General features: G+C 67.1%; 12 protein-coding genes. 7 read left to right on the plus strand and 5 right to left on the minus strand.

What is annotated here, in order from left to right; translation table 11 throughout:
* Positions 1–75 precede the first annotated feature (75 nt).
* The gene (locus ACP3TD_RS19300) at positions 76–3,594 is read right to left on the minus strand and encodes a bifunctional proline dehydrogenase/L-glutamate gamma-semialdehyde dehydrogenase (protein WP_426764628.1); all 3,519 of its coding nucleotides are present in this window, start codon (positions 3,592–3,594) and stop codon (positions 76–78) included.
* Between the two features lie 357 nt (positions 3,595–3,951).
* Positions 3,952–5,415, minus strand: a complete 1,464-nt coding sequence (locus ACP3TD_RS19305; RefSeq protein ID WP_426764629.1) for an amino acid permease — start codon at positions 5,413–5,415, stop codon at positions 3,952–3,954.
* A 153-nt stretch (positions 5,416–5,568) separates the two neighbouring features.
* On the opposite strand from ACP3TD_RS19305, the gene ACP3TD_RS19310 reads away from it, so the two are divergent.
* From ACP3TD_RS19310 to ACP3TD_RS19325, 4 genes are all read left to right on the plus strand, one after another.
* The gene (locus tag ACP3TD_RS19310; protein WP_426764631.1) at positions 5,569–6,501 is read left to right on the plus strand and encodes a LysR substrate-binding domain-containing protein; all 933 of its coding nucleotides are present in this window, start codon (positions 5,569–5,571) and stop codon (positions 6,499–6,501) included.
* A gap of 64 nt (positions 6,502–6,565) precedes the next feature.
* Positions 6,566–6,991, plus strand: coding sequence for an aspartate 1-decarboxylase (gene panD, locus ACP3TD_RS19315; RefSeq protein ID WP_172829877.1), 426 nt, complete (start codon positions 6,566–6,568; stop codon positions 6,989–6,991).
* Between the two features lie 51 nt (positions 6,992–7,042).
* Positions 7,043–7,969, plus strand: a complete 927-nt coding sequence (locus tag ACP3TD_RS19320) for an AEC family transporter (protein ID WP_426764633.1) — start codon at positions 7,043–7,045, stop codon at positions 7,967–7,969.
* 21 nt (positions 7,970–7,990) lie between these two features.
* Positions 7,991–9,121 (plus strand): FAD-dependent oxidoreductase, encoded by a 1,131-nt coding sequence (locus ACP3TD_RS19325; protein ID WP_426764634.1) that lies wholly within the window; start codon positions 7,991–7,993, stop codon positions 9,119–9,121.
* Positions 9,122–9,136: 15 nt separating this feature from the next.
* Here ACP3TD_RS19325 and ACP3TD_RS19330 read toward each other — a convergent pair whose 3' ends face one another.
* The 3 genes from ACP3TD_RS19330 to ACP3TD_RS19340 form a co-directional block, all read right to left on the minus strand.
* Positions 9,137–10,693: an MFS transporter gene (locus ACP3TD_RS19330; RefSeq protein WP_426764636.1), complete on the minus strand. Its 1,557-nt coding sequence runs from the start codon at positions 10,691–10,693 to the stop codon at positions 9,137–9,139.
* Positions 10,694–10,756: 63 nt separating this feature from the next.
* Positions 10,757–13,387, minus strand: coding sequence for a trehalase-like domain-containing protein (locus ACP3TD_RS19335; RefSeq protein ID WP_426764638.1), 2,631 nt, complete (start codon positions 13,385–13,387; stop codon positions 10,757–10,759).
* A 188-nt stretch (positions 13,388–13,575) separates the two neighbouring features.
* A complete protein-coding gene (locus ACP3TD_RS19340) occupies positions 13,576–14,568 on the minus strand; it encodes an LLM class flavin-dependent oxidoreductase (RefSeq protein ID WP_426764640.1) in 993 nt (330 codons plus the stop codon).
* A gap of 157 nt (positions 14,569–14,725) precedes the next feature.
* Between ACP3TD_RS19340 and ACP3TD_RS19345 the strand changes: the two genes are divergently transcribed.
* From ACP3TD_RS19345 to ACP3TD_RS19355, 3 genes are all read left to right on the plus strand, one after another.
* Positions 14,726–15,619, plus strand: a complete 894-nt coding sequence (locus ACP3TD_RS19345) for an aldo/keto reductase (RefSeq protein WP_426764642.1) — start codon at positions 14,726–14,728, stop codon at positions 15,617–15,619.
* Between the two features lie 49 nt (positions 15,620–15,668).
* Positions 15,669–16,367, plus strand: a complete 699-nt coding sequence (locus ACP3TD_RS19350) for a type 1 glutamine amidotransferase domain-containing protein (RefSeq protein ID WP_426764644.1) — start codon at positions 15,669–15,671, stop codon at positions 16,365–16,367.
* Between the two features lie 244 nt (positions 16,368–16,611).
* On the plus strand, positions 16,612–17,592 hold the full coding sequence (locus ACP3TD_RS19355) for an ABC transporter substrate-binding protein (protein WP_426764646.1): 981 nt from the start codon (positions 16,612–16,614) through the stop codon (positions 17,590–17,592).
* Positions 17,593–17,608: the final 16 nt, after the last annotated feature.

Here is a 17,608-nt window from a genome sequence, read left to right on the forward strand (position 1 = left end):
CCCGCAAGGCCAACCAACAACGAGGCCGGGCGGCCACCCCTCAGGTGGCCGCCCGGCCTCGTTGGTTCGGGCCTGCTAGATCAGCGAATCCGAAAGGTGATTCGGGGTGCCGAACCGGTGGGCGGTGATGCTGACAGCCTGCTCGTGCAGGAACGGCAGCAGCTCAACCCTGCCGGCTTCGGTCACTGCGTGGGAGTAGACAGCGATGTCGGGCCGCCCGCCGGTTGCTTCCGCCAGAGCCGAAGCGTCACCACCCAGCAGCCGGACACGGGCGCCGGAGAGCTTGCCCGCCGAGGCGAGCCGGCCTGCCGAAGCCAGCCAGCCGGCGTCGGACTCCACCGTCAGGTCCACGTCGAGGCCGAGGAACACGGCCCGCAGCTGGGCGGGAAGTTCGACGGCGGTGGACACGGTGAGCGGTGACCCCGCCAGCACGCCGGCCGCCACGGTCCGCACGAGGTGGGCCAGCGGCTCACCTCCGGAGAGGCGGATGGTGATCGGCAGGTTGCGGTAGCGGAAGATGTTGCGCTCCGCGCTCAAACCTGAAACGTCCTTGGCGGTGCCGAACTCGCTGGCCCAGGCCTCGGCGTCGGACGCCAGGGCGCGCTGCACGGACTCAAGGTGGGCCGGCTCCAGGGCGGCGCCTGCGGCGTTGATGATCCGGCGGACGCCGGGGTGCGTGACATCAGCCTTCGCGGATGCCTCGGCGGGGGTCCAGTCGCCCAGCCCGGCCAGGTAGTTGGGACCGCCGGCCTTGGTGCCGGCGCCGACGGCTGACTTCTTCCAGCCGCCGAACGGCTGCCGCTGCACGATGGCGCCGGTGATGCCGCGGTTGACGTAGAGGTTGCCCGCCTGGATGCTGTCCAGCCAGACTCCCAGCTCCCCGGAGTTGAGCGAGTGCAGGCCTGCGGTGAGTCCGTATTCGATCTGGTTCTGGATGGCGATGGCCTCTTCCAGGGTCCCGGCGGTCATCACGCCGAGGACCGGGCCGAAGAACTCGGTCAGGTGGAAGTAGGAACCGCGCTTGACCCCGTACCGTACGCCCGGGCTCCAGAGCCTGCCGGTCTCGTCCAGCTTCTTCGGTTCCACGGCCCAGTTTTCGCCCTCGCCCAGGGTGGTGAGGGCATTGAGGAGCTTGCCGTTGGCGGGCTCGATGATGGGGCCCATCTGGCTGGTGGGGTCCTGCGGGTAGCCCACCTTCAGGGAGGTGACGGCGTCGATCAGCTGGTTGTGGAACCGCTTGGACTTTGCAACGGATCCCACCAGGATCACCAGGGACGCGGCGGAGCACTTCTGGCCGGCGTGGCCGAACGCGGAGTAGGCCACGTCCTTGGCCGCGAGGTCCAGGTCGGCGCTGGGGGTGACGATGATGGCGTTCTTGCCGCTGGTTTCGGCCAGGAGCGGCAGGTCCTTGCGGAAGGAACGGAACAGCTCTGCCGTTTCGTAGCCGCCGGTGAGGATGACGCGGTCAACGGCCGGGTGGGAGATGAGCTGCGTGCCGAGCTCGCGCTCGCCCAGCTGCACCATGGTAAGGACGTCCTTCGGGACGCCGGCTTCCCACAGGGCCTCGACCATCACGGCGCCGCTGCGGGCGGCCTGCTTGGCAGGCTTAATGACGACGGCGGAGCCGGCGGCGAGTGCCGCGAGGGTGGACCCTGCCGGGATGGCGACCGGGAAGTTCCACGGCGGCGTGACAACGGTGAGCTTCGCCGGGACGAACGTGGCGCCGTCGACCGCGTCCAGCTTGCGCGCGGACTCGGCGTAGTAATGCGCGAAGTCCACAGCCTCGCTGACCTCGGGGTCGCCCTGGTCAATGGTCTTCCCGGTCTCGCTGGCCATGACCTCGAGGAGATCGGCGCGGCGCGCTTCCAGGGCGACTCCGGCACGGTGCAGGATCTCGGCGCGTTCGGCACCGGAGAGGGCGCCCCAGGCTTTGCCCTTGTCCACGGCGGTTTCGATGGCCGTGTTGAGCGCCGCTTCGTCATTGATGAAGGCTGCCTTCACTGAAGCGTTGCCCAGCGTGGAGCCCGGAACGCGGTCCAGGATGGCCCGGCCCCAGGTGCGGTTGGCAGGCAGGGAGGGGTCCGTGTCCGGGGTGTTGTCGAAGCCGGCGTGCGGCATCGGCGCCGGTGGCAGGTTGCGGTCCTGCCGGCGGTTGGGGCGCGGCACGCTGTTGTCCAGAGCTTCCAGGGAGGAGAGGAACCTCTGCTTCTCGCGCTCGAACAGGGATTCGTTCTTGTCCAGCTCGAACACCGCGGACATGAAGTTGTCCTGGCTGGCGCCCTCTTCGAGGCGGCGGATCAGGTAGGCGATGGCGACGTCGAACTCCGCCGGGTGCACCACGGGCGTGTAAAGGAGCAGGGAGCCGACGTCCTTCTTGACGGCTTCGGCCTGGCCCTGCGCCATGCCCAGCAGCATCTCGAACTCGATGCCGGCTTCTACCCCGCGCTGCTTGGCCAGGAGCCAGGCAAAGGCGATGTCGAACAGGTTGTGCCCGGCCACGCCGATGCGGATGTTCCTGATCCGCTCGGGATGCAGCGCGTAGTTGATGACGCTCTTGTAGCTGGTGTCCGAGTCCTGCTTGGAACCCCACGTGGCCACGGGCCAGTCGTGCAGCGAGGCTTCCACCTGCTCCATCGGCAGGTTGGCGCCCTTGACCACGCGGACCTTGATGCCGGCGCCGCCGTTGGCGCGGCGCTCGGCGGCCCAGTCCTGCAGCCGGATCATGGCGGACAGCGCGTCCGGGAGGTAGGCCTGGAGCACGATGCCGGCCTCGAGGTCCTTGAACTCGGGCTTGTCCAGGATCCGGGTGAAGACCGCGATGGTCATATCCAGGTCCTTGTACTCTTCCATGTCCAGGTTGATGAACTTGGCCTTGCCGCCGGTGCTGCTGCCGGGGGCGGCGAAGGAGGCCGCGCGCTGGAAGAGCGGGGTGAGCTTTTCGACGACGTGTTCCACGGCTTCGTCGAAGGCCCAGGCGGAGTGCGGGGCCACGGTGGAGGAAACCTTGATAGAGACGTAGTCGACGTCGGGACGCGCCAGCAGCGTGTGCGTTCCTTCAAGCCGGCGGGAGGCCTCGTGCTCGCCGAGGACTGCCTCGCCGAGGAGGTTGACGTTGAGCTTGATGCCGTCCTTCTTGATCTTGGCGATGGCCGGGCCCAGCTTGGCGTCGGTGGCGTCAACGATCAGGTGGCCTACCATTTCGCGGAGCACCTTGCGCGCTGCGGGAATGACCACCTGCGGCAGTGCCGGGGCCATGGTCCCGCCGAGCGCCACGGCGCTGCGCATGTACCAGGGCAGAAAGGCCGGCACCTTGGGCGCCAGCGCCGCCAGGTTGCGGGCGGCCACGTTGAGGTCCTCGGGGCGGACCACGCCGTCCACGAAGCCCACCGTGAAGTCCAGGCCGTTGGGGTCCTTCAGGACTCCGGCCAGCTGTTCGGCGGAGGCATCCACCGGAACCTTCGCGGCCTCGGTGAGCCAGTGCCGGACCAAGGCGACCGCCTCGGTGGCGAGGGCCTTGGCCTGGGGGACGTCGACGTCGACCGTCTGCGGGGTGGCCGCGTGGGTGACTGCCGGTTCCATTGCAACGTGGGTCATGGTTTTCCCGATCTTTCCTTGGGTGGGAGAGGTCTTTTGATCAGTATGCGCTCCTGCTCACATAAGATAAAGCGATCTTTTCCAACCAATACAGGTTAGGAAAATCAATGCTTCCAGCATCTTGAAACCCGCCATCACCCATTGCCCTCAAACCACCAACGCCCCACCACCTTTCCCCCTCAAACCACCAACGCCCCACCACCTTTCACCCTCAAACCACCAACGCCCCACCACCTTTCGCGGAAAGCACCGACCCCTCTCCCACGGATGCGGGAGAGGGGTCGGCAAGATGCCGCTGTATCTGATGGCGCGTTTCGGAAAGAGGGGCAGAAGGTGATGGGGCGTCCGGGTGAGTGGCTAAGCGAGGGGGCGGTGCATTTCCTCGATTTCCTGGTGCCGTGGGCTGTTGGGGTTCATCAGCGAATTCTTGCGGCCGTAGGCGAAGTAGATGACCAGGCCGATGACCAGCCACACAAAGAACCGCAGCCAGGTTTCCCAGTGCAGCTGCAGCATAAGGAAGGCCGATGCGAGGACACCGAAGGCTGGCACCAGGGGCATCAGCGGCAGCCGGAAGCTGCGCGGCGCGTCCGGACGCTTGTAGCGGAAGATGATGACGGACAGGCAGACGACGACGAACGCGGCCAGGATGCCGATGTTGGTCAGGTCAGCGACCTCCTTGATGGGGAACACGCCGGCCAGGAAAGCCGAGGCGATACCGGCGATCCACGTGACGCGCTGCGGGGTGCCGTGGCGGTCGGTCTTGGCGAACCAGCCCGGGAGCAGCCCGTCGCGGCTCATCGAGAACCACACGCGGGTGACGCCCAGCAGGAACGTCAGCATCACGGTGAGGATGGACAGCACCGCGAAGACGGAGATGATGGTGGCGATCACGGGCAAGCCCACTGAAGTGAAGGCGGACGCGAAGCCGGCCTTGGGGTCGATGTCCTTGTAGTTCTGCATGCCGGTGAGCACCAGGGTGGCGGCCACGTAGAGCAGCATGGCGACGATGAGCGAGAGGATGATGGCCTTGGGCATGTGCTTCTTGCCGTCCTTGGCTTCCTCCGCGGCGGTGCTCATGGCGTCATAGCCGAAGACCGCAAAGAACACGGTGGCACTGCCGGCCAGCACGGGCCCGAAGCCGGAGGGCATGAACGGGTTGTAGTTGTTGGTGTCGATATAGAAGACGCCCAGGCCGATGATGAAGAGGATGAGGATGACCTTGATGGCCACCGCCACGAGCTCGAAGCGGCCGAAGGCCTTGGTGCCGCGGGACAGGATCCAAGTGACCAGGAGGCAGACCAGGATGGCGGGAATGTTGACGATGCCGCCCTTGCCCTCGTCCGCCGTGGAGGTCATCCAGGTGGGCAGATGGATGCCAATACCGGACAGGAACGCGTCAAGGTAGCCGGAGATGCCGATGGCCACCACGGCCACAATGGCGATGTACTCCAGCAGGAGGTCCCAGCCGATGAACCAGCCGATCACCTCGCCGAGTGCCACGTAACCGTAGGTGTAGGCAGATCCGGCACGGGGAATCATGCCTGCGAATTCTGCGTAGGACAGGGCCGCCGCGGCGGAGGCCAGGCCCGCAATAAGGAAGGAGATCAGCACCGCGGGCCCCACTCCCGGGTTGCCTTCGCTTCCTGCGGCCACCAGCCCCGCGAGGGAGAAGATGCCGACGCCGATGATGCCGCCAACGCCGATGGCGGTGAGCTGCCACAGGCCCAGCGATTTAAAGAGGCCGCTGTGCTTGTTCTCTTCTTCGATGTCATCAATGGGCTTCCGCCGCATGATGGACTGGCTCATATCTCTAGTGCTCATGGGGAACTCCTGCTGTGGGGTGCTGCCCCGCCGCGGCACACCGGGAAAGGCTGTGACGGGGGTAACTCAGTCCCAACAGTATGCAAGCCTGCTTGCATTAGATAAAGTGACTACTTCTAACCTATATTCATTAGTTTCAGTTAGGAATTCCCTATGCTTGACGTACGCCGGCTGCGCCTGTTGCGGGAACTGAGCATCCGGGGGACGCTGGCCGAGGTGGCGGAGGCACTCCAGTACAGCCCGTCGTCGGTGTCCCAGCAGCTGGCCCTTCTGGAGAAGGAGGTGGGAGTGGAGTTGCTGCGGAAGACCGGCCGCCGCGTGCAGCTCACCCCGCAGGCCGAGGTGCTGGTGGCCCACACGGCCCAGCTGCTCGAAACCATGGAGCAGGCCGAGGCGGATCTGGCGGCCTCGCTGACCACCGTTACGGGCACCGTCCGGATCGCGGTTTTCCAGTCGGCGGCCCTGGCGCTGATGCCGGACACCCTCACACGAATGGCCGCAACCTACCCGGAAGTCCGGATCGAGATGATCCAGCGGGAGCCGGAGACAGCACTCCACGAGACATGGGCCCGCGACTTCGACCTGGTCATCGCCGAGCAGTACCCCGGCCACGCGGCTCCCCGCTACCCGGAACTGGACCGCGTCAAACTGACCACCGACGCCATCCGGCTTGCGGTTCCGGCGTCCGACGGCGGCACAGCCATCCGCACGCTCGCAGACACTGCGGAACTCCCCTGGGTCATGGAACCGCGGGGTGCCGCGTCGCGCCACTGGGCGGAACAGGCGTGCAGGAGCGCGGGGTTCGAGCCGGATGTGCGCTTCGAGACGGCAGACCTGCAGGCCCAGGCCCGGCTGATTGAATCCGGCAACGCCGTGGCGCTGATGCCGGACCTGGTGTGGACGGGGCGTGGCACCACCGCCCGGCTGCTGGAGCTCCCGGGCAAGCCGCACCGCACCATCTTCACGTCGGTCCGCCGGTCCAGTGCGCAGCGGCCCGCCATCCTGGCAGCAAGGGAAACCCTGGCCGCCGCGGCCGCCGCGGTGGCGGGGGACGACGCCAGGCAACCGCCCGCCGTCGTCCGTTGACGGAGCTGCGGGTGTTCCGTGCGTCACTGCGGCGGCACGGCCCCGGCGCTAGACTGGAGCCGTTATGAATCGAACCATGTTCAAGTCCAAAATCCACCGGGCCACCGTCACCCACGCAGACCTGCACTACGTAGGTTCCGTAACCGTTGACCTGGACCTGCTGGAGGCAGCTGACATCCTGCCGGGCGAGCTTGTCTCGATCGTCGACATCACCAACGGCGCCCGGCTGGAGACCTACACCATTGCCGGTGAGCGCGGCTCCGGCGTCATCGGCATTAACGGCGCCGCCGCACACCTGATGCACGAGAACGACCTCGTCATCCTCATCACGTATGCCCAGATGACCACCGAGGAAGCCAAGGCCTACGAGCCGAAGGTGGTCCACGTGGACCAGGACAACCGCATCATCCAGTTGGGGAACGATCCCGCCGAGGGCATTGCCCCCGGGATGATGCGTCCGCCGTTCGCACTCAACAACGCCGCCCTGTAGCCGGGGCGTGAGACCCGGCACCCTTTTCCGCCGCCCGCCGCGGGTTCCTCCGTGCTAGGGGTACTCGCCGGTTTCTTCGTTGTCTGGTGCATCATCCTGGTGGGCTGGTTCGTTGGCCGGCGGAAGATCCTCGGTGACAACGCCCGCCAGGTCCTCAGCTCCCTCACCTTCTTCGTGGCCAGCCCGGCCCTGCTGTTTGAGACCCTCAGCAAGGCCCGGCCGCAGGAAGTGTTCGCCGCTCCGCTGCTGGTGACCGCAGTGGCCGCCATTGCCACGGCTGCCATCTTCTTCACCATCGTGAAGTTCTGGCTGAAGCGTTCGCTGCCCGAATCGCTGATGTCCTCGATGTCCGCCTCGCTCGCGAATTCGGCGAACTTAGGTATTCCCATTGCGGTATATGTCCTGGGTGATGCCAGCTATGTTGCACCGCTGCTGATCTTCCAGCTGGCCTTCTTCACGCCGCTGTTCCTCATGATCCTGGACTCCAGCACCAGCTCGCACCGGACCACCCCGCTCGGCTTCGCGGTGATGATCCTGCGGAACCCGATGATCGTGGGTTCGGCGCTGGGCCTGATCGTTGCCGGGACCGGTTTCAAGGTGCCCGAGCTGGTCATGGAGCCCATCCACCTGATTGGCGGCGCCGCGATCCCGGCCATGCTGATTGCCTTCGGCATGAGCCTGAACGGGACCCGGCCGCTGCAGGCAGCCGCCGGACGGCGCGTGGACACCCTGCTGGCCAGCGCGTTTAAGCTGGCCGTCCAGCCGGCGCTGGCGTATGTTTTTGCCCGATTTGCACTGGGAATGGACGGCCACGCCCTGTTCGCCGTAGTGGTGACGTCCGCCCTGCCCACGGCGCAGAATGTGTTCGTGGCGGCCAGCCGCTACAAGACCGGCCTCACTGTGGCCAAGGACACCGTGCTGATCACTACCGTGGTGGCTGTTCCGGCGATGATCGGCGTCGCGCTGTTGCTGGCGTGACTACCTGGACGAGGAGGACCAGTGGCAACAACTCTTGACACCGTGGTGATCGGCGGCGGCGCCATGGGTTCCGCTACCGCATGGGCGCTGTCCCGGCGGGGACGCCACGTGACCCTGGTGGAGCAGTTCGGGCCGGGGCACAAGATCGGCGCTTCCCACGGCACCACCCGCAACTTCAATCCCGGCTACCACCGGCCCGAATACGTTGCCATGATCGCCGAATCCCTGGACCTCTGGAACGAGCTGGAGCAGGACAGCGGCGAGACGCTCCTGGCACGGACCGGCATCGTCACGCACGGGCCCGAACCCATGCTGCCGGACGCTGCGGCAGCGCTGGCCCAGGCCGGGCTGCGCGCCGAGTTCGTGCGTCCGGACGAGGCAGGCGAGCGCTGGCGCGGCATCCGCTTCGACCAGCAGGTCCTCTACATGCCCGACGGCGGCCAGCTCAACCCGGAGGCCGCACTGCCGGCTTTCCAGCGCCTTGCTGCGGCCCGGGGCGCCGATATCCGGCACCACACCAAGGTGGTGTCCTTCGAGATAACGGACGACGGCGTCCGGCTGGGGTTGGAAAGCAGCGCCGGTACAGAGGTGGTCACCGCAGCGCAGGTGGTGGTGACGGCGGGCGGCTGGACGGAAAAGCTGCTGGGCGCCGCCGCGGGCGGGCGCCTGCGGACGCCGAAGCTCAGGGTGACGCAGGAGCAGCCGGCCCACTTCCGGATCACCGACCCGGACGCGGTATGGCCCGGGTTCAACCATTACCCCGGTGGCGGATCGCAGTACGCGGGATGGTACTCCCCGGTCTACGGCATGCACACCCCCGGCGAAGGCATCAAGGCCGGCTGGCACGGGGTGGGCCCGGTGGTGGACCCGGACAGGCGCACCTTCGAGCCGGAACCGCAACAGCTCGCTGCCCTGCAGGCCTATGCGCGGACCTGGCTGCCCGGCGTGGACGCCGACGCCTTCGAGGCCATCAGCTGCACCTACACCACCACCCCGGATGAGGACTTCGTCCTGGACCGGATTGGGCCAGTGGTGATCGGCGCCGGGTTCTCCGGGCACGGGTTCAAGTTCACTCCCGTGGTGGGCCGGATCCTTGCCGACCTCGCCACGGGCACCCGCCCCGCCCCCGCCATTTTCAGCGCCTCGCGCTAGCTGCTCCCGGCCGGATCAGCTGCCGCGGCGGCCGGAATCCTCCACCTCGGTGCGGTCCGGACCGGCGGCCTCCCCGCCGTCGTCGTTGCCGTTCGTTGGATCCTGGTTCGAGGCTGTGTCCTGTTTGGAAACCTGGTCCTGCCCGGCGGCGGCATCCCCGGCACCGGCGGCCTGCATCCCTGGCATGGCCAGCACCGCCAGGACCGTCAGGAGCCCGGCCACCAGGGCTGCCAGGAAGACGGCGCTGGATGCGGCCACCACGGCCTGGCCGTTTCCCTCACCGCCCGGGTTGCCGGAGTAGATGGCGTTGGCCACGGCGCCGAACACCGCCACGCCCAGGGCGCTGCCGATGGAGCGGGCGAACATGTTAGTGCTGGTCACCACGCCGCGCTCGTTCCACCGAACGCTGGACTGCGCGGCGATCAGCGTGGGCGTTGCGAGCAGGCCGAGGCCGAGGCCCACGACGAAGCAGCTGGACGCGATCAGCGCCACGTTCGGCGTGCCGGCGGTCAGCGCCAGGATGAGCAGGCCGGCCACGGTGATGGAAATGCCGATCAGGCCGGTGGCCTTGAACCCGATCCGCAGGTACAGGCGGCCGGCCTGTGACGCGCTGAGCGGCCAGCCGAGGGTCAGCGCCGCCAGGGCCAGGCCCGCGACCAGCGGTGAAACGGACAGCGCACCCTCCAGGAAAGTGGGCACGTAGGAGGTCAGGCCAATCATCACCGCACCCACGCCAAAGGATGCGAGCGCCGTGGTCACCAGCAGGCGCCGCTGCACCACCCAGGAAGGCAGGATGGGTTCCGCAGCACGCCGTTCCACCAGGATGAAGACCACCAGGAGCACCGCACCTACGCCGAAGACGGCAAAGCTGACCGGCGAATCCCACGCCCAGGCCTCGCCGCCCTGCAAAGCGCCGAGGATCAGCAGGCCCAAAGAGCCCGCCATCAGTGCCGCTCCGGCGTAATCCACCGTGTGCTTGGCGCGTTCCACATTCTCGTGCAGCGTCCGCACCAGCATCCAGCCGGCCAGGATGCACAGCGGGATGTTGACCAGGAAGATTCCGCGCCAGATTCCCAGCGCCGAGAACACTCCGCCAAGGCTGGGCCCCACCACTGAGGACACCGCCCACACACTGGCCAGGTACCCCTGGACCTTGGCGCGCTCCTCCAGCGAGTAGATGTCGCCGGCGATGGTGATGCTTACCGGCAAAACCGCGCCCGCGCCCAACCCCTGCAGCGCGCGGAAAGCGATCAGGGACGGCATGCTCCAGGCCACGCCGCAGAGGACGGAGCCCAGCAGGAACAGTCCGATGCCTGTCAGGATGATCGGCTTGCGGCCCACCATGTCGGACAGCTTGCCGTAGATGGGCACGGAGACGGCCTGGGCCAACAGGTACGCCGAGAACAGCCACGGGAACGAGGAGAACCCGCCAACGTCGCGGACGATGGAAGGGACGGCGGTAGCCACGATGGTGGAGTCGATCGCCACCAGTCCGGTGGACAGCATCAAGGCGATGAGGATGGGGCCGCGCTCGGAGCGGAACCCCACCCCCTGGGCGCGGGCGGTCATCATGAGTCTCGATTCGGTTTCTGTATCCCTGATCCTTCCACTCTAGGTACCCCGGACAGGAGCTGCCTACCGTCCGGACTGGTGAGCATCCAGGAGGCGGGCGCAGCGGATGAAGCCCAGATGGGAATACGCCTGCGGATGGTTGCCCAGGTGGGTCTCGGTGCCGGGGTCGTATTCCTCCGGCAGCAGCCCGGTAGGCCCGAAGAGGTTCACCAACTGGTCGAACAAATCCCAGGCTTCATCGATGCGGTCCACGGCGACATAGGCCTCGATCAGCCAGGTGGTGCAGATGTGGAAGCCGCCCTCCAGGCCCGGCAGGCCGTCGTCGTACCGGTACCGGAAAACTGTGGGCCCCACCCTCAGTTCCCGCTCCACGGCGGTGACCGTGTCCAGGAAGCGCTGGTCGGTGACATCCAGCAGGCCGGAAAGTCCGATGTGCAGGACGGCGGCATCGAGGTCCGGGCTGTCGTAGGCCACCGTGTAGGACTTGGCCGATTCGTCCCAGCCCTCCCGCAGTACCTCGTCCCGGATGGTGGCGGCCACGGGAGCCCAGGCGGGGTCCGGCTCCCTGCCGTGCCGGTCAGCTGTCCGCAGTGCCCTGTCCAGGGTTACCCAGCACATCACCTTGGAGTAGACGTGATGGCGTGCCGGGCGCCGGGCTTCCCAGATGCCGTGGTCCGGCTCATGCCAGCGGGCCAGGACTGCCGAGGCCATCTGGACCAGCAGCTCCCAGTGCTCGTCGGAGAGTGTGCCCTCCTTCGAACTCAGGGTATGGATCAGTTCGGCAACGGGGCCAAAGACGTCCAGCTGGACCTGGTGGTCCGCCGCGTTTCCAATCCGGACCGGGCGGGAACCGGCGTAGCCCGGGAGGCTGTCCACCACGGCTTCCGTGGACAGCGGCGCACCGGTGACGGAGTACAGCGGATGCAGCCACTCCGGGCCCGGCGCATGCTCAAGGATCCGCCCCAGCCACCCAAGGAACCCGGCGGCCTCCGCGGTGGACCCCAGGTCCGCCAGGGCATTGACCGTCATGGACGCGTCCCGCAGCCAGCAATACCGGTAGTCCCAGTTCCTTGTTCCGCCGATGCCCTCAGGCAGGGAGGTGGTGGGGGCGGCGAGGACTGCGCCAGTGGGTTCGTGGACCAAGGCCCGGAGCACCAGGGCCGAGCGCCGTACCAGCGAGGGTTTCACGGACGGAAGGGCGAGTTTCTGCACCCACTGGCGGGCGTGAAGGGCCACCTCCGCCCGGCGTTCCGTCTCCCCCTGTGGGTCTGCGGGCCGGGGTTCGGTGTCGCCGCAGCGCAGGTTGAGCACCACGGGCCCGGACTGGAGATTTACCGATGCCGTGGCCGTGCCGTGCCTGCCGTCCGAGGTGATGCTGAAGGTGACTCCCGGCGCAAAGAGAATGATCGGTTCCGACGTGCCCACCACATGCAGCTCATCGCCCCGGGCCTCCATGACGAACGGGGCGTTCGCGTAGTCAGGCCGCGGTGCGAAGGTGATCCGGGCAGCCCCGGTGCCGGTCAGCACCCGGACCAGGCTGGTGATGCCGTCCGGGGCCGGTTCGAGGTAGTCGGTGACCGTGACGTCCGCCCACCGGGTTTCGACGATCATGGTGCTGTCCACGTAGCGCTGGCCCAGCACCTGCGATGCCTTCGCCGGTTCCACGGAGAAGTGGCCGGCCGCGTCACCGCCCAGGATGTGGGCGAACACCGAGCCGGAGTCCGGCAACGGGTGGCTCATCCAGCAGACCTTGGCGTCCGGTGTCAGCAGTGCGGTGGAGGATCCGTTGCCGATCATGGTGTGCCGTTCGAGGCCCACGGCGTCCTCGCCGAACAGCCAGGCCCGCCGAAGTTCGAAGAGCAGGGCAAGGACCCGGGCAAAGGACTCGGGGTCGCGGACCCGGTGTGCCGCCGCGGTTTCGCCCACGCCGACCCGCAGGCCCAGGTCCGGGCCGCGGAGGGTGGCGATAGCCAGTTCGTCGCTGTCGGCGTCACCCGCGAACATGGCCGCACTGGCGCCGAGCCGGGACCGGAGGGTTTCCAGTGCCTCACCCTTGGACGGCTCCACCACCGAGAGGTCCAGCACCGAGCCGTCCACAATGAAGAACAGTCCGTGGGTGCGCGCTATCTCCCGGGCAGTCTCGGTCACCGAGGCGACGACGTCTGCCGGCGCCGGACGGGTATGGACCGAAACCGCTACCGGTTTGCGCTCAATCCAAACGCCGCTCTGGAACCCTACGGCCTCGTTGAGCGCAGCGTTGACCTTTTGCAGGACCGATTCGGTGGCAAGCGTCTGGGCGTGCGCGAAGCCCATGTCCGACTCCGCGCCGTGCGACCCGATGAGGTGGACCTCCACGGGGAGCCGGGACACCGCCGCCAGGTCCCTCAGGGAACGGCCTGAAATGATGGCGGCGTGCGTGCTGGGCAGGGCTGCCAGTGCCCGCAAAGCGATGGCGGCGCTGCCCAGCGGGAGGATCTCGGTGGAAATGCCTTCCGCGTCGCACAAGGTGCCGCCGTAGTTGCAGGCAACCAGCAGGACAGGAACACGTGCCAGAACCTTCAGTTCGTCCAGCAGCGCCGGGGTCAGCCCGCTGTCCGCCGCGTCCGCCTGGACAAACGACCGGAGCACGTCCAGCGGAAGGGAACGGGTGAGCAGGGCGGAATCCGCCACGCTCTGGTTCAAAGGCGTGGGCATCAGGGAACCCCTTCGAGGCAGAACCAGGCCGGGACTGCAGCCGCTGGGTCACCTGCGGACTACCGGTTGGCGCCCCTCCCGAAGATCCTGGCGGATTCCCGGGGGAGCATTACCCATCGTCATCCCCGGCGGTTTCTCCTGAATATCCCCTTCATTGCGTATGTGTAAAAGCCCGGGCAGGCGTGAGCTCAGACGCGCGCCAGTCCGGCCACCTCGGCCAGCAGTTCCACCGAGCGCAGCCGGGCGTCCGTGCCGGTGCTCTGGTGCGCCACGATGAGTTCGTCGGCGTCGGCATGCCTGCCGAACCCGTCAAGGTAGTCCAGGACGACGTCGGGCGTTCCCACGGCCGAGTAGGTCATCATCTGCGAGACGTGCTGGCCCTGCGGTGAGTCGAGGATCATGTCCGCCTCGTCATCGGTGAATTCACGGGTCCCGCCGCCGAAGAAGAGGGACACGCGGGCGCGTTTGGTGGCCTGCATCATCTCCTGCGCCTCGGACGCGGAATCGGCCGCGATCACGTTGACGCCGGCGATCACGTGGGGAGCGTCCAGCTGCGCCGAGGGCTTAAATTCGCGGCGGTAGACGGCCACGGCGTCCTTCAGCGCGCTGGGTGCAAAGTGCGAGGCGAAGGCGTACGGCAGGCCCAGCTGTGCAGCGAGCCGCGCGCCGAACAGGGACGATCCCAGGATGTAGAGCGGGACGTTGGTGCCCTTGCCGGGGGTTGCCTCCACGCCCTGGATCCGGGTGGGTCCGGTGAGGTAGCCCTGCAGTTCGAGGACGTCCTGCGGGAAGCTGTCGGCGGACATCGGGTCGCGCCGGAGGGCCCGCATGGTGTTCTGGTCGCTGCCGGGGGCACGGCCCAGGCCCAGGTCGATCCGGCCCGGGTGCAGGGTTTCCAGGGTGCCGAACTGTTCGGCGATGGTCAGCGGCGAGTGGTTGGGCAGCATGACCCCACCGGCGCCGAGCCGGATGCTTTCGGTGTTCGCGGCCACGTGGGCGATCAGCACACTGGTGGCGGACGAAGCGATGGATGACATGTTGTGGTGCTCGGCGTACCAGACCCGCCGGTACCCCAGTTTCTCGGCGCTCTGCGCCATGGCCACGCTGCCCGCGAAGCTTTCCGCCGCCGTCTGGCCTTTGCCGATGGTTGCCAGGTCAAGGATGGAAAGCGGGAGGGTCACGTTGGGTGCCGGCCTTTCGGAGCGTTGCGTACGGAAAATCGTTGCGTCATCTCGCCCGCCGGAATCGCGGCGGGCACAGAGGGCATAACCACCGCGGCGGCCGGCTTATTTCTGTGATCTGCGGAATACCCAGCACACTGATGATGTTGCCGCCCATATGAGCCCAGAGACGAACAGCACAGATACGAAGAGCACAGGGACAACGAACCAGTCCGCCACCATCGACCTCAAGGACCTCGGAACCGTGCAGCGGCTCGGCTTCGGTGCCATGCGCATCGTGGGCGACGGCGTCTGGGGCGAGCCCGCGGACCGGGCGGCCGCCGTGGCCGTCGTGCGCCGCGCCGTCGAACTCGGCGTCGACTTTATTGACACCGCGGATTCCTACGGCCCGAACATCAGCGAGGAAATCATCGCCGAAGCCCTTCACCCCTACAAGGACGGCCTGAGAATCGCCACGAAGGTGGGATTTACCCGTACCGGGCCCAACAAGTGGGTTCCCGTGGGCCGGCCCGAATACCTCCGCCAGCAGACGGAACTGAGCCTCCGCAAGCTGAAGGTGGACACCATCGACCTGCTGCAGCTGCACCGGATCGATCCCAAGGTGGACGCCGAGGAACAGTTCGGTGTGCTGCGTGAACTCCAGGACGAGGGCAAGGTCCGGGCGCTGGGCCTGTCGCAGGTCAGCGTCGAGGAACTTGAAGCCGCCGGAAAGCATTTCACGGTTTCCACCGTCCAGAACCGGTACAACCTGACGGACCGCAGCTCCGAGGACGTGCTGCGCTACTCCGAAGAGAACGGCATCGGCTTCATCCCGTGGGCCCCGATTTCCGCGGGCGAGCTGGCACAGCCGGGCGGTCCGCTGGACGAGGCCGCCACGCGCCTGGATGCCACCACCTCGCAGGTGGCGCTGGCGTGGCTGCTCCGCCGTTCCCCCGTCATGATGCCCATCCCCGGCACGGGATCCGTCAGCCACCTGGAGGAGAACATCGCAGCGGCGGGCATCACGCTCGACGACGACACGTACGCTGGGCTGGAGGCTGCCGGCAAGTAGCGGCGGCTTTCCACGCAGTGCCCAGCAACACAACAGGCAGGAGAACAGCATGGCTAACGTTTTGATGGTTGTTTCAGCAGCCGATTCCCTCACCATGAAGGACGGCAGCGAACACCCCACCGGCTTCTGGGCTGAAGAACTGGTGGTCTCGCACCAGACCCTGGTGGACGCCGGACACACTGTCCACATCGCCACACCGGGCGGCGCGAAGCCCACCGTGGACCAGGTCAGCCTGGCCGCAGATTCCGCCGGCGGTGAGGAGCGCGCCGAGGGCTTCCGGGACTACCTGGCCAAAATCGGCACCGAACTGTCGCAGCCCCTGGTGCTCGCCGACGTCGATATCGCTTCCTACGACGCCGTGGTGATGCCCGGTGGGCATGGCCCGATGGCGGACCTCTACAAGGACGCCGACCTGGGCCGCCTGCTGGTGTCCGCGGACCAGGACGGCAAGGTCATCGCGCCGTTCTGCCACGGCCCGGCGGGCCTGCTCAGCGCAACAGACGACGCCGGGACGTTTATTTTCGCGGGACGGCGCCTGACGGTCTTCAGCAACGAAGAGGAACTGAACGGCGGCACCGGCGAGAACACGCCCTGGCTTGTGGAGGACGCGCTGAAGGAGAAGGGCGCGATCGTCAACAATGCCGCTGCCTGGTCTTCACACGTGGTCCGCGACGGGAACCTGATTACCGGCCAGAACCCGCAGTCCAGCGAGGACGTGGCCAAGGAAGTCATCAAGGCCCTGGGCTGACAGGCTTAGCGCTTTCCGGCCGGATGGCCTGAAGCTCACGCATTGACGGAGGGGACCAGCTCTTGTGAGCTGGTCCCCTCCGTCGGTGTACGCGGATTGTGACCGCGGCGGTCCCCGCGTGAACTGCGGTTACTCCCCGTATCGCCCGGTTTCGGGGCCTTTGATTCTGCTGGTGGCACTCCCGGATAGTTGCTGCAACGCGCATCATCCGTCGCATCAACTTCGTACCTCCAAGGAGGAAACCATGGCCATCCCCAAGCCGAAACCGGCCCTTATCGCGGCCCTGGCAGTGTCCCTGCTGGGCCTGGCCGCATGCGCCGATCCGGGCGCGACGGCGGCGACAGGACCGACGTCGGAGACTGCCGCCGCCGCAGCCGGCAAGACCTTTAACCTGTCCCCCGAGCAGGACCGCTTCAAAGTGGACGTGGACCAGGCGGCGGCCGCGCAGGTTCCCGACGCCATCAAGGCCGATGGCAAGCTGACCGTGGTGACCACCGGCGGCACGGCCCCGCTGAGCACCTTCGCCTCGGACAACAAGACCCTGATCGGCAGCGAGGTGGACATCGCCTACGCTGTGGGCGAGACCCTCGGCCTGCAGGTGGAGGTCCTTCCCGTGGCGTGGGCCGACTGGCCGCTGGGCATCGAGTCGGCCAAATACGAGGCCGTTCTTTCCAACGTGACCGTCACCGAGGCGCGCAAGGAGAAGTTCGACTTCGCCACGTACCGTAACGACCTGCTCGGTTTCTACGCCAAGAGCGACTCGGACATTACCGAGGTGAAGGAAGCCAAGGACGTGGCGGGCAAGCGGGTCATCGTTGGCTCCGGCACCAATCAGGAAGCCATCCTGGTGCGCTGGGACGAGGAGAACAAGAAGAACGGCCTCAAGCCGGTGGAGTTCCAGTATTACGACGACGACTCCGCCTCCGGACTGGCCCTCCAGTCGGGCCGGGCGGACCTGACCTTCGGGCCCAACGCCGGCGCTGCCTACAAGGCGGCAAAGGACGGGAAGACCAAGCAGGTGGGCACCCTGGAGGGCGGCTGGCCGCTGAAGGCCGAGATCGCGTTCACCACCAAGAAGGGCAACGGCCTGGCCGTCGCAGCGCAGACCGCCCTGAACCACCTGATTGACGACGGCACCTACGCCAAGATCCTGGACCGCTGGGGCCTGTCCTCCGAGGCAATCCCGAAGTCCGAACTGAACCCGGCGGGCCTGCCCAAGAAGTAAGCGGACCGCCGACGAA

The organism is Pseudarthrobacter sp. 1G09 (assembly GCF_050038305.1).
GTDB lineage: Bacteria > Actinomycetota > Actinomycetes > Actinomycetales > Micrococcaceae > Arthrobacter > Arthrobacter equi.